The organism is Aeoliella sp., assembly GCF_965227375.1.
Taxonomy (GTDB): Bacteria; Planctomycetota; Planctomycetia; order Pirellulales; family Lacipirellulaceae; genus Aeoliella.
Window position 1 is genome coordinate 624,965 of the sequence record NZ_CBDDFX010000001.1, and the last position, 12,859, is coordinate 637,823.

Sequence of the window (12,859 nt, forward strand, 5' to 3'; positions counted from 1 at the left end):
CCGCCTATCCGTTGGCGGATCCGTTGTTCCGAAGTACCACTGCGGCGCCGGCCATCAGCAGCCCGAGCAGCAGCGCTCCGCGAGGTTCCGGCACCGTGGCGGTTGCCACCGCGGATACAGCGCCAGACGACCCAAAGTTCTGCTTCCAGAGCGTGTAGTCTTCCGCTCCGACGGTGCCGTTGCCGGATCCGTTATCGTTCAACGCCGACTCACTTCCGCCCAGGTTGTTACGCCACACGGTGTAGTCTGCCAGGTTGACAACGCTGTCGCCATTGAAATCGCCCGGCAGTCCTGCGTCGTCGACGTAGGTGATTCCACCACCGGTGAAGGCGGCTTCGGTTCCGAACAAATGGAACTCGAAGGCCAGATCGCGTGCGTCGAGCGAAGTGTTGTAGGCATTGCCAAGCTGGATGGGGACACCCACGGGGATGACACTGCCTTCGAAGTTGGCTTCCGACAACTCGCTGCTGGAATCGCCAAGCTCGGCCCACGCATTGGCCCCACCGTAGTTGTTGCCGTCCAGACTGCTCCATCCGCCTGGGGCCAGCGAGTTCATGTCGCTCTCGATACTGTAGAAGTCGATCGTCACGGCCTCGTCGCCGTTGTTGACCAAGGTGATCAATCCGGTTGACGTATTGACCTCGATGTCGAGCAGGTACTGCTCGATCGCCAAACCGTCGCCGTAGTGGTCAGGGTTGCTCAGGTAACTCATCTGACCCTGAGTCAGCACTTCGTCGTAGATACGAACATCGCCCATCGTTCCATTGAAGAACCACAGGTCGCTCTCGTTTCGCGGCGTTTGGCCCAAGGCCATTCTTTGCCACGACTTCATGTTCAGGAACGGCAGATCGTCCTCCAGCAGAAGATTGCCGTCGAGATAGAGCTTCGAGTCGGTTCCGTCGCTGGTGAAAGCCATATGATGCCAGTTTCCATCGTCGACATTCCCTACCTCCATCAGGTTGTCCGTGCTGCCATCGTGATTGTTGACACGAATGACTGGACTGGCTTGGGTTTGATTCTCCAGGTGCATTCGGAAGTAGGAGTTTTCACCGGCGATACCCGCCATGCCGATCAGCGAGTCGTCGTCGGGCGTGGCTCCTGCGTCGCGTCGATACCAGAGACTGATCGTGCCGGCGCCGATCGTGTTGAAGTCGGACACGTGAGCGTCGAGGTTCACGTAGGGCGAGGAAGGATCGTTGCCGCCGCCGGGGAAGTAGAGTCCGTACGGCATGGTGATTCCGTCGGTGGCCCCAGTCAGGTTCATGTTCCAGTTGGAGCTATCGATGTTCGACAATGTACCCGCGTTGGCGGTTCCGCCTGCGGGGTTGGGGCTGCTGTCGGCAGCCGTGGAGCCGCTTGCGTCGTTCAAGTTCCACCAGGCGACCAGATCGGCCGAGGCGCTCGATGCTTGCAGCATCATCACGCACACGAGCAACGCACAGCCGCGAGGCAACCACCCCACCACTCGCTCGAACCGGCGTCGACTCAGTAGCAAGACACCGGCCACGGGAGCCAGCAACCACAAGCTGCCCGGTTCGGGCACGGCCAAGGGGAACGAGAGCGCCGGCGCGCCTGGATTGGCGTCGGCGTAGTACTGACTGAAGATCAAGAAGTCGAACTTGTCGGTGATGCCGTCCTCGTTGAAGTCGCCTGCCTGGTACATTTGGGCGGGCGACATGCCGCTGGTATCGGTCAGGTAGGTCGATGCGAACTCGTTAGCCAGGTCGTCGTAGTCGACATCGCCGTCGAAGTCGAGATCGCCCTCAGCAAAACGGTCGAGATTGTTCGCACCGGGGCTGAAGATCACGCTGATCGGCAGCACGGAGCCATCGCCCAGCATGACGTTGGCCCTGATGTCCTCCACAGGATTCTTGAGCCACGACGATCCCAGGCTGATTGTCTGCGAGTTGACGATGGTGGCTCCATCGTTCACCACACCGGCCTCCATCTCGCTCAGTTCGAAAGGCTCGGCTTCCAAAACTTCCCAGACGTCGTTGCCGTCGACGGTGTTGGAACCATTGTTGCTATCGGCGTCGTAGGTATCCGCAATGGATGTCCATTGCCCCGAATCGAGCGCGCCCTGGTCGGAGAAAATCTCGTAGCCAATGATGTTGAGCGACTCGCCCGAGTTATTCTGTAGTTCCATCTCGCCAGTGGTACGGTCGACAGTCATGTTGAGCGTGCTTGGCAGGGCGTCGATGAGGATCTGGGCCACGCGATTGCCACTGCTGCCAGTTCGCCCGCCCGCGGTGAAACGCATTCCCACGATTTCCGTGGGAATGAAGTTCTCAGAGGCCAACGGCAGATCGGGATTGCCGTCTACTGTGGCAGGTGCACCGTTCACCCACAAGCGATACGTATCGGACCCGATCGCATACTCAATGGCCAGGAAGTCCCAGGCAGTGCCGTCGGAATAGACCTGATTGGTGGGGGAAATATCCTGCCCGCCGGCTTCGAGGTTAATTCGGTTTCTGACGGTTCCGTCGGTATAGAACAGTGGCAAGGTGATGGAAGTGGTGGTGTCCGAGTGGGCGGGATTCGCGTCGACTAGCGAGAACCCAACCGAGGAGTTGTTGGGGCCGCCGTTGGCGCCGTTGGCTCCCAGCATATCATCGGCCGGCACGGCGAACATGGTTTCGAATCGGAGCACGTGACCCATATTGGCCGCAGTGGTCATGGGGCTGCTCAGGGTTGCAATGGCCGAACTGTTGGTGTCGGCGCGATCGACGCGAAGGTAGTTGTTTCCCTGGGCTGGCCCGGAAAACACACTTGTCAGGTCGTTGTAATCGGTTACCTGGATGTCGGAATCGACTGCTTCGTCGAGAGTACCCGGAGGAACCGACAACCCACCGCCTGTAACATTCCAGGTGCCAACCGTCGCAACTGGATCGTAGTCGCCGCTGAAGTCAAGGTATGCAGTGTGGCTGACGTTCGAGCCAAGTCCCTCGAAGTCATCGGCGAACAGCAATTGGCCGGTGGTGAGATTACGAATGGTGACCGCGTCGACCGCAATCGGCAACGCCAGAAGTACGACAAGCATACCAGCACACTTCATCTCAAATCCCTTGCATAGTGCTCTTTCGAGGCTGCCTTGATTCATCGCCGCGGTATTCACTGGATGGCTCCACAGTTAGGTAATGTCAGAGGTTCACGAAGCACGTCTTGCTTTGGTTCTTCAGGAGCGTCGAATTAAAAAAGCTTGGGGCCGCAAGCAAGCGGACCCCAAGCTGGAACAAGCTGCTACCCTCGCTTGTTCCTGTAGCAGAATCCGCCGATGGATAACGCGAGCAAAGCTACGGAAATACTGCCTGGTTCCGGGATCGCCAGTCCATTGCCGTAGTTCGCCGGGTCGCTGATGTAATCGATCTGACCGAGTGAAAGCACTTCGTCGTAAACGCGAACGTCGCCCATGACGCCGTTGTAGTACCACAAAGGCCGGTTGGCCCGCCGGGTGAAGCCCAAAGAAAGGAAGTCGGCCGAGGGCACGTTGAAAATGCCCTGCAATCCGGTAGCTCCCAGTACTCCATCGACGTACACCTTCGAGTTCGTGCCATCGCTCGTGTAAGTCACATGGTGCCACTTGCCATCGTCGTCGATGGGTGCATCAATCTCCACCGAATCGTCGTTTCCACCGCTGATGATCCGTTCGGTGGCGCGAATGACTGTTGCGCCCTGCGGTGTCTCTTCGAACTGAAGTCGGAAGTAGCTGTTGTCGGCATCGTTCGCCATGCCGAGAAAAGCACCGTCGCCAAGCCCGGCGTCGCGACGGAACCAGAGCGAGATGGTTCCCTGAGTCATCGTGGTGAAGTCCGGCACGTGGGAGTCCAGTTCCACATGCTGACTGGCGGGCGGGTCGCCCGTGCTTTGGTTGGATCCACCATCGAACTTCAGCCCGTGCGGCATGCTTAAGCTGTCGGTGTCCATGAGATCCATGTTCCAGTTCGTCGGTGGGGCGCCGAAGTTAACCAGCGTGCCATCGTTGGAACTGCCGCCCAGCGGCGATGGACTACTGTCCGCAGCCGTGGTGCCGCTTCCGTCGTTTAGGTTCCACCAGGCAACCAATCCCGCGTTTGCTTCCGACATGCCAACAGCGGCGACACACATCGCCAGCAAGCAGCACCATTTCTTCGTTTCAACCAACATTAGACCAGGCTCCCAAATCACAAGTAGAAAAGCAGTGGCAATTGAGTTCGTTCAGCAGGACAAGGCTTCCGAGCCACACAATAGGTCTCCTCAGACTCTCCCCTCCACACGGGCGCCTTCCCCAGGACGGCGGATCTCGACGGGCGCAACTTCTGCGATGGGATCCACTGCCTCCCCGCGTGCCTGAGCTGCGAGCATTCGGCCCATGACTCTTCCTTGTTCTTCGGGGCTCAGCGTGGGGCGCGGATACACGTACTTGGCAGTTTCCCCCGCCTTGAGGTAGTAGTCGCAGACAACAACCGAATCGTGGATGGCGTCGGGGCCAACCACCGATTGCACCACCGACGCTGCACCTTCGGCCAACGGGACGTTGCGACACAGGAACCCCGTTTCCTCCGGACGCGAAGCCATGAGCTGCATTGCCGCCGCTGCGGCATCCGCCTTGTCGGAAGGGAGAAAACGAAACTCCAAGTCCTCCAGCGAGCGCCCGTTATCTATGAGCGCTTGCCGAATTCCATCGAAGGTCTGGTGGTCACCAGCCATGGTGCGGCAACGCGAGAAGTAAACAAGACGAGTCCGTCCGCGACTAATCAAGTACTCCCCAGCCAACCTGCCAATCTCAAACATGTCCCGGCTTACCGATGGCAACTTCTCAACCGAAGCGTAAACCGTTCCGTAGTAGACCGTTGGCAGTCCACAAGCCGCCAGATGTCGCTGTGTCTCGAGTGATGACCTGATCAATACGAACCCATCAGGTTCGTTGGAATCGAGTGAATCGGCGATTAGACGATCTACATAGGCTGTCTCATCATCCGACGGCAGGTAGTTGATGCTCACCGAAGTGCCAGGTAGCTCTCCTTGGATTCCGAATAGCACTCCATCGTTCGCGGTTCCTTCCGTCTCCAAGTAGTGCTGGTGCACTAAGAGATGGACGCGGCGGAGTGGTGCCTCGGATTGCTGCGACTCGGCAACGTAGGCGCCACGGCGGTGCTGCCGGACGATTACGTTCCGCTTCTCCAGAAGTTGCAGCGCACGGTTGGTAACCGTGGTGCCCTTTCTCAACATCCGACAGGCGTCCTGGGTGGTCAGATACCGTTCGCCAGGCTCCAAGCCCCGGGCGCGAATATCCTCCTCCAATTGGTCCGCCAATTCGGCGATTTCCGACAGATTTGACCGATATCGAGTCATGAACCACGCCCGTTAGAACCGGGATTTTCCGAAAAGTCCCCACGTTTTGAGCCACAGCGGCCGAGTTTAATTCCTGTATTCCTGGAAGGCAAGGAATATTTCACTTAATTCTGGATGCTTACCGAAAGGCTGTAATCCTCGCGCAGAAAGTCTGAACTTCCACCAAGAAGGAACGCAGTTCGACGCTTAGCACCCAAATCAGAATCCCCCGCCAGGGGGCGATGCGTGCAACGCTTATTTCGCCGGCAAGCTCACAACGGGAACGCCCTGTTGAATCGCCCCTGGTGAGATTTCTACCGTGGTGCTCGGGCTTCCCGAGGACGGCGCTGCCACGGAGATGACGTAGATGCCCGGCACCATGAAGCCTGGCAGATTGGGAGCGTTCTTAGGTAGGTCGTCCGGCGAAACAACAGGCTGGACGAGCCCTTGGGCGTTAGAGGTGCCTTTGGCGATTGGCAGCTTGCCGGTGAGTTCGTCGATTGGTGTGAACTGCACCTCGGCGTTGGCGATCGGCTTGCCGTTCTGTTGAACGATGCACTTGTACTGCATGAACGCCAGGCGCGGGTTGAAGACTTCGCTTTCCAGACGCGCTACGATCTCCTCGGCAGTGACTTGCCCGTTGCCATCCTGATCGTAGCTGCCCATCGATTGCTCGACGGCTGCGATTTCTGCCAGTTCGTTCTTGTTGAGTGTCGCGGAGCCATCGCCGTCGAGGCGTGCGATCCATGCATCGGCCAGGGCGCCAACATCCACATCGGCCCGCTCGATTGGTGCGGGACGGGACGAACAGCCCGAGAGCGCCGGAACTCCTAGAGTCGCGATAGCACACAGGGCCGTGAATAAGTGGGGTTGGATTCCTAAGTGCCTCATGGTGCTTGTGTCGTCTCTCCGCTATCTCGAGTTCCTTGAGCCACGTACGAATCGATGTCGATGTCGTAATTCACCACGTGAACCGAGCCATCACAATAGCTCATGAGCAATACACCCGGGTGGGCGCTGCCGAAGCCTTCGTATTCTCCCAGCCCCGATGTGTCGGGTAGCGGTGGCGCGTCGTAGGCGACTCGACGAATCGAGTCGTTGTTGAACCCCGTATACATCGATTCGTTGTCGGACTTATCCGACCCATCCTGGTAGGAATCCGGGTTCAGGTACTTCTCGCCCACCAGGAACGTCTGCGAGGTTCCATCGGTTACCCTCCGCAGCGGGATGGGTGTGCGTTGAGTCACAATGCCGTTCAGGTAGCGAACGTCCTGCCAGGAATAGCCATCGACTTCAGGGACGGTGCGAGGGAACCGCGCCAGCATCGAGGTCAGCAGTTCGTCGTACCTGCCGATGTTCGCCGCGTAGTCGGTGCGGGCGACTTGCTCCTTGGGTGTGCCATTCTGAAGGGCCTTGGTCCTACTCTGTGCGAACAGTCCGGTGCGACGGGACGGACAGTTCATGAAGCTCAAATCGGTTTGCTCGCGAACGGCCGTGGCCTGCAATTGCCTCATGGATGCAAACGCTGCGCCGGGGCTATCGCTGCCCAATTCGCGAAGGGCACCTTGCTCGACGAAGTCGAGAATGTTGTACACCCAACTGCCCGGCTGGCCCTCGTCGTAGCCGAGATCCGGATCACCCACCCACCGCCAGCCCCAGCCACCTGCCGGAAACGCATTGTGCGTGTCGTGGTGTAGCTGCCAGCCAAGAGCAATCTGCTTGAGGTGGTTCTTGCACTGGGTTCGGCGAGCCGCTTCCCGCGCTGCTTGCACGGCGGGCAGCAGCAAGGCTACCAGAATGCCGATGATGGCGATCACCACCAGGAGTTCTACCAGCGTGAAACCGCGTTGTTTGTCGTTGCAGGTCATGGCATCCACAATCTTGGGCAGTTAAGAAGTGGCCGGATAGTGAAGTGGTTCGAGCTAACTCCGCGCCCGCATGCTTCCCGCTGCCACCAAGCCGGCGAGCATCAACAGGACCGCGGTGGCCGGCTCGGGTACGTTGGATTGCTGTGCGGATTGCGAAGCTCCGAGTGCGCTGCTCCCCTCGCCAAAGTGAGCCTTCCACGAATCGTAGTCCGCCGCGCCGATAGCTCCGGTGTTCGCCGGATCGCGGTTTGGTAGCTCGACGTTCGAACCCAGGTTGTTCCGCCACACGGTGTAGTCGGCCAGGTTGACGATTCCGTCTTGGTTGTAGTCCCCCACTGTTCCGGAGAAGAGCGAGAAGCCCGGATTCTGAAACAACTCGAGGATCTGCGATAGCTCCAAAGCTTCGCTGTACAACTGCACGTCGTCGATGGTGCCGTGCAAAGCGTGCCGGTAGGCCCCGGCCAACCGCCCAATCGTGAAGGGAGTGTCGGTGGAGTCGATTGCCGAAGGAACCCCGTCGACTGCTTCGGTGAACTCGGCCTCGAGCACACCATCGACGTACAGTCGCATGTAGTTGTCGGGCGAGAAGACGCCAACGATGTGCACCCACCCGTCGTTCGTTTCGGGATCTTTGTATTCAGAGAAAGGAGTGGGAGCGATCAATGTAGTATTCACTCCACCCGATCCAATCATGAACCGCAACTGATCGGCGTCGCCGGCCATATTGTGATTCAAGCCGAAGGAGTCGTCGGTCGGACCACCAACCATGTCTTTTCCAGCGATGTGCCGCGTGCTATTGACCCCGTTCAGGTAATTGTCGTCGAGGTTGACCCACGCCGACAACGTGATCGCGCCGGTCAGATCGTACTTCGTCCCAACGCCCGAGTTGGGTACTTCCACGACGTCGTCGTTCTGATCGCCCGGATTGGAGGTATTGGTATACGTGTGCCCGAAGTCGAGGGCTCCACCAGAGATACCTGGTCGCCACTCGTCGTCGTCGAATACGCTGTCGTTTCGAAAGGAGTTCGTGTTCGGGTTGTAAACCACGGCGCCTGTTAGGATGCCATGTTGCGGAGCCGAAGCGGAATCGTAGGCTACCATGGCAAGCGAGTTGGTCTCCCCTTCGTCGAGTTTGAAATAGGCTACCAACGAATTCGACGGCATCGCTGGAGCAGCGCCATCGAAACGTGTTGCCCAGTTCACGTCCCAGGTGAACTGGCCATTGCCGTCGGTGAGATAGTCGTCGGTCGATGGCGAATAGGTGGAGACGCGAATTTGGCCGTTGTCCTCGTCGAATTCAACCTGTCGGAAGTAGCCGCCCGCCAGCGGGTTTCCTCCCGTGATTCCATCTTCGATCTCGTTCGTGAAGTCCGTAATCATTTGCAGCACGGGCTTGTTGGCGTCGTTCAGTCGGAACCGATGCGTATCGTCTTTGGAATGCCCGTTAAGCACCATGAAGATCTGCGAGTTGCCGGCAATCAAATTTTCGAAGATCTGCAGTTGGCTGTTACGGCCCGGCCCTTCGGTGTTGTACGGATTCTTGGGTGGGCCCGAGCGATCACCTTCGAAGACGTGCGTTTGGACAATCGTCGGCATGCCGGGATGGGCATCAATCACACCCTGCGCCCAGGCGACCGCATCGAAACTCGGTGTGCCAGCGGTCGTGGTGATCGAGCCGCCGGGTACGTCGTACTCGAGGTTGAGCATCAGGTACTCGCGAGCACCAACGGCGCTGGAAGACTTGAACGTGTGCCACGAATTCAGGTGGTTGGAGCTGTAGGCCCCAAAGCCGATGTCGCCTTCGTTGCGATGCGTTCCACTGCCTGAGTTGACACTGAAATAGTCGCGGTAGTTGGTGTTGTTGAAGAAGGCTTGCGGATCACCCGTGTTGCCGCCCTCCTTCTCGTGGTTGCCATACGACACGGCCCAAGGGATACCGGTGCCACCGTCGGCATTGGTCGCAGTGCTCAGCGTGTTCATCGCGCCGAGTGCCAAGTCGTACTCGTCGGTGTCATCTCCATGTTCCACGATGTCGCCAATTTGGGACACGAAACGGATATTCTCCGCTTGGGCGTTGGTGCCGATCCAGTCGGTTATGTTGGTGAAGATGGGATAGTGGTCGGCGGTGGGCGAAGTGACCAGGTCGGTAACGCGCTGCATATCACCAATCACAGCCAGCTTGAACGTGTCCTCCGCACGCACCGGCGTTAGAACACTGCTGCCCAATAGCAACGCAGCGATCACGACCGTATGGCGCACCCTCGATGTCCGCTGGACCGAGCTTGTGGGACCATTTCCTGGCGATGGCTGGTGGATGAGAGGGCGGATCATGGTGAGTGGTTCTCCGAGGATCTTCTAAAGAGGAGTGCGTGTGAGGAGTGCCGGTTGACTGGTAGATACATTTCTGGGGTAAAAACCACCCTGGCCGTGCTGCCGCACGACCAGGGCTTTGCTGCCCTTGTAGTCGCTAGCTACAAGTGTGGCGGCGCACTGCCGCCAGGACGCCCACCATGCCAAGCATGGTCAAGACGGCCGTAGGTTCGGGTACGGTCGCGCCCGGATTGGCAAACAGGTAGGCAACCTCGTCGTCCGAGAGGGCCATGTCGTAGAACTGCACGTCGTCGATCGATCCGTAGAACGAATGCTCGTCCGAGTTGTTCAGGCGTCCGATCGTCAATGGTGTTGCTCCGGCGTCGGAGTTATCAATCGCTGCTGGAACACCATCCACCGCTTCGGTGTACTCTCCTTCAAGGCTGCCATCGACGTAGATTCTCATGTAATCGTCCGGTGAGAACACTCCCACTACGTGCACCCAACCGTTGTGGGTCGAGGCGCTCTGGTACGTCGTCAGGGTTTCGGCGGCGGCCAAGTTGACGTTTCCAGTCGACGGATCATCGATCAGGAACTCCAGCAGGTCTGCTGAACTTCCCATCCGGTGCTTAAGCGAAAAGACGTCTCCCGTGGGACCACCGGCCGTGTCGCGACCCGCAATGTGCCGCGTGCTCTTGCGGCCATTGGCGGAGTTGCTATCGAGATTAACCCAGGCGGAAATCGATATCGCGCCTGTGATCTCGTATTTGCTTCCCGCTCCGCTATTCGCCACTTCGACTACGTCGTCGATCTTGGGGCCGAAGGTGGTGCTGTTCGTGTAAAAATCGCCGAAGCTTAGCGCGGTACCCGACACACCGCCAACCCAATCGGGCGAGTCGAAAGTGCCGTTGCCGCTGGTGCTTCCGCCTGGTGTTGCGTCGCCGGTCAATGTGCCGGGAAGCGGGTTGGCGGCCGAGTCGGCGGCGGTGAGTCCGCTGCCATCGTCCAAGGCGTAGTGGCCCACTAGCCCGGCAGTTGCGATCGTCGGGATCGCAGCCAGGGCAACGGCGGCCATTGAGAGAAGAGCAAAGAGTCTCATTAGTCGAATCCTCCAGAGTTGTCACTCTGCACCACTTCACGCGGGTGCGTCACGTACATTCCGTGCTGGTTAAGGCCGAACGTCGACCTTCACTAGTTCCAAAGCGTCGTAGTTGATTTGGTAGTCGGACTTCGCGTCGGCAACGAGTCGAATGGCAAGCGGCTGACCGACGAACCGCGAGTTATCAGGGACCGTATAGTGCACTTCGACGCGCTTCCACTCGCCTGGCTTCAGCGAGGCAAGCTCCGCCGGATCCGTCTCGGCAATCACCGTCTCACCGGCTACCAACTGTGCGGAACCAATCGCCACCTTCGAGTCATCCAGTTGCTGGCCTTCGAGCCGCCGAACTCCCGCCCACGCCACCAGGCGATACTCCGTGGAGTCGGAGCACACTTCGTCGAGCACTTGAAACAACGTCTCCCCGCGGTTGGTGTATCCCACCTGTTTGCCATTGGGTAGTTCGTCGGTGAACTCTCCGTTGGGAGGCCGCAAGCAGCCATTCTGGCTATGCGCGCTGGAACGCTTCGTGACCCTCCAAGCCATGGGCTGGCCATGATTGAGATATTGCCCGTCGCTGTCCTTCTCGTTCAAAGGCGACAGTACAGGCTGTTCGAAACTTGGATTACGAATGGCGATCCGCTTAGGCGACCCCGGGATCGAATGCACGTATTGCGGTTCGACAATGGGGTCCCGCGCAACCGTGCCGGCCGAATCGACCGATAACACTTCGTCGCGACGCAGCAGGGTTGGTTCGCTCCACCCGGCCTCTGGTTCGGCTCTGGTGGTCACTGAAACCTGCCCATCGAACACGTCCGCTTGCACCGCACCCGACGGCGTGACCACCATGCCGAACTCGGTGCCCAAGTCGATCAGTTTCAAGTGTTCCGATTCGATCGAAAAGCCAATCGCTTCTTCCGGAACGCTGGCGGTCAACGTGCCGACGAACAGCGTGGCCTGCCCCGATGAATCAATCCGCAAGGAGGAGGGCGCCTGGAGAATGACCCTTGCGCCGTTCTCGAACAGGAACTCCGCGACACCTTGTTCCAGGTCCACCGCTTGACCAGTGCGTAGCCAATTGCCAACCTGCAGCGCCTGCTGCGTTTGGCCCCAGGTGCAATTCGATGTGTCCACCAATTGGGCCGCTCGTTCGCTGGCCACCATTCGAGAGGTGGACCGCTCCTCTTCGGCATTGTTCTCTGCCATCTCCTTGATGGCGATGGCCTGGTAGAGCGACGACGCCGCGATTAAGAGGATGCCAAACGTAGCCGCTACAGCAAGCATTCGGAGCGTCATGGTCTGGGTCGCCTCGGCAACACGGTCGAATGCCCGCTGCAGTTGACGCCCCCGACGGGACTTGCGCCGCCGCTCCACTTTCGGGACCACCGGTGCCTGATCCAACGGCGGGAGTTCGTCTAGCAGGTCTAACAGATTAGGAACCTCGCACGGCTCTTCGAGTTCCACTTCGGAGCTCAGCCCCCAACCAATGCTGCCGGACAAGTCGACGCGCTTGATGTAATACCACATCGCGTCGGGATCCTGCTGGATGATCGTCTGCAATCGAGCGAATTGCTCCTTGGAAATGCTCCCTTCCAGCAACAGGAGCATCAGATCGTCGAGCTCTCCAGCATCGAAGTCGTTCGGCATCAGACCCGCTCCTCTCGGGCGATGGCCCTTTCGATGCAATTGAGCAACGCTCGGTGAATGCGTTGCAACGTCTTGTAAACTGCATCTACCGACCGACCCGAGTGATGCGCAAGCTGTCTGGCGGCCATGCCGTCCACGTAGCGTGCCCTTACCAACTCGCGATCGTGATCGCGAAGCTTCTTCAGGCAGCCATCCAACACAGCGCGGCGCTCGTCCAACTCGTCCGCTCGGTCTTCCATGGTCTGGGCAATGCACTTGGCGACATCGCTATCGAAATGGGCACCCGTCCGACCACTCTTCTCGAGGAACTTGAGCACCTCGAAATGAGCGATGCGACACGCCCAAGCACGGAAATTTGTCCCCGGCTGAAAGTCGTCAAACTTCCGCCACAGCACCAAGCTCGTCTCCTGCATCACGTCATCCGCATCTGTCCGATTCGGAAGCTGCGCGAGAATATGCAGGTACACGTGGCGTTGGTGCTCCGCGCTGAGGCGCACGAATTGCTCGGTGCGATCGTTCTTGTCGGTCGGTTCGATCAACGTCACCTAGTCCCGGATGAAAGACCGCTGCGGCCTTCGCGCAGACAGCCAGCCCAGCTGCTTTAGTACTTGACTCAGATATCTAACCC

The 12,859-nt window shown here is 58.9% G+C and carries 9 protein-coding genes; all 9 read right to left on the reverse strand.

Annotated features, from left to right (window positions below; all coding sequences use genetic code 11):
* Positions 1-4 precede the first annotated feature (4 nt).
* Complete coding sequence (locus tag ACQK2L_RS02570; protein ID WP_425395367.1) at positions 5-3,055, reverse strand: LamG domain-containing protein; 3,051 nt, start codon at positions 3,053-3,055, stop codon at positions 5-7.
* 185 nt (positions 3,056-3,240) lie between these two features.
* Positions 3,241-4,143, reverse strand: coding sequence for a LamG domain-containing protein (locus ACQK2L_RS02575; RefSeq protein WP_425395368.1), 903 nt, complete (start codon positions 4,141-4,143; stop codon positions 3,241-3,243).
* Between the two features lie 90 nt (positions 4,144-4,233).
* Positions 4,234-5,331 (reverse strand): hypothetical protein, encoded by a 1,098-nt coding sequence (locus ACQK2L_RS02580; protein WP_425395369.1) that lies wholly within the window; start codon positions 5,329-5,331, stop codon positions 4,234-4,236.
* 234 nt (positions 5,332-5,565) lie between these two features.
* Complete coding sequence (locus ACQK2L_RS02585; protein WP_425395370.1) at positions 5,566-6,201, reverse strand: hypothetical protein; 636 nt, start codon at positions 6,199-6,201, stop codon at positions 5,566-5,568.
* Positions 6,198-7,178: a DUF1559 domain-containing protein gene (locus ACQK2L_RS02590; RefSeq protein ID WP_425395371.1), complete on the reverse strand. Its 981-nt coding sequence runs from the start codon at positions 7,176-7,178 to the stop codon at positions 6,198-6,200. Before ACQK2L_RS02590 ends, ACQK2L_RS02585 begins: the two co-directional genes overlap by 4 nt.
* Positions 7,179-7,232: 54 nt before the next feature.
* The gene (locus tag ACQK2L_RS02595) at positions 7,233-9,509 is read right to left on the reverse strand and encodes a LamG-like jellyroll fold domain-containing protein (RefSeq protein WP_425395372.1); all 2,277 of its coding nucleotides are present in this window, start codon (positions 9,507-9,509) and stop codon (positions 7,233-7,235) included.
* A 136-nt stretch (positions 9,510-9,645) separates the two neighbouring features.
* Positions 9,646-10,587: a LamG domain-containing protein gene (locus ACQK2L_RS02600; RefSeq protein WP_425395373.1), complete on the reverse strand. Its 942-nt coding sequence runs from the start codon at positions 10,585-10,587 to the stop codon at positions 9,646-9,648.
* Positions 10,588-10,656: 69 nt separating this feature from the next.
* Positions 10,657-12,231 (reverse strand): hypothetical protein, encoded by a 1,575-nt coding sequence (locus tag ACQK2L_RS02605; protein ID WP_425395374.1) that lies wholly within the window; start codon positions 12,229-12,231, stop codon positions 10,657-10,659.
* Positions 12,231-12,770, reverse strand: coding sequence for a sigma-70 family RNA polymerase sigma factor (locus ACQK2L_RS02610; RefSeq protein ID WP_425395375.1), 540 nt, complete (start codon positions 12,768-12,770; stop codon positions 12,231-12,233). The genes ACQK2L_RS02605 and ACQK2L_RS02610 overlap by 1 nt, the downstream gene beginning before the upstream one ends.
* Positions 12,771-12,859: the final 89 nt, after the last annotated feature.

Bases quoted from the DNA above. Each gene is read 5' to 3' on its own strand.
- ACQK2L_RS02570 (WP_425395367.1), bottom strand. From the start codon at position 3,055: ATGAAGTGTGCTGGTATGCTTGTCGTACTTCTGGCGTTGCCGATTGCG.
- ACQK2L_RS02575 (WP_425395368.1), bottom strand. From the start codon at position 4,143: ATGTTGGTTGAAACGAAGAAATGGTGCTGCTTGCTGGCGATGTGTGTC.
- ACQK2L_RS02580 (WP_425395369.1), bottom strand. From the start codon at position 5,331: ATGACTCGATATCGGTCAAATCTGTCGGAAATCGCCGAATTGGCGGAC.
- ACQK2L_RS02585 (WP_425395370.1), bottom strand. From the start codon at position 6,201: ATGAGGCACTTAGGAATCCAACCCCACTTATTCACGGCCCTGTGTGCT.
- ACQK2L_RS02590 (WP_425395371.1), bottom strand. From the start codon at position 7,178: ATGACCTGCAACGACAAACAACGCGGTTTCACGCTGGTAGAACTCCTG.
- ACQK2L_RS02595 (WP_425395372.1), bottom strand. From the start codon at position 9,509: ATGATCCGCCCTCTCATCCACCAGCCATCGCCAGGAAATGGTCCCACA.
- ACQK2L_RS02600 (WP_425395373.1), bottom strand. From the start codon at position 10,587: ATGAGACTCTTTGCTCTTCTCTCAATGGCCGCCGTTGCCCTGGCTGCG.
- ACQK2L_RS02605 (WP_425395374.1), bottom strand. From the start codon at position 12,231: ATGCCGAACGACTTCGATGCTGGAGAGCTCGACGATCTGATGCTCCTG.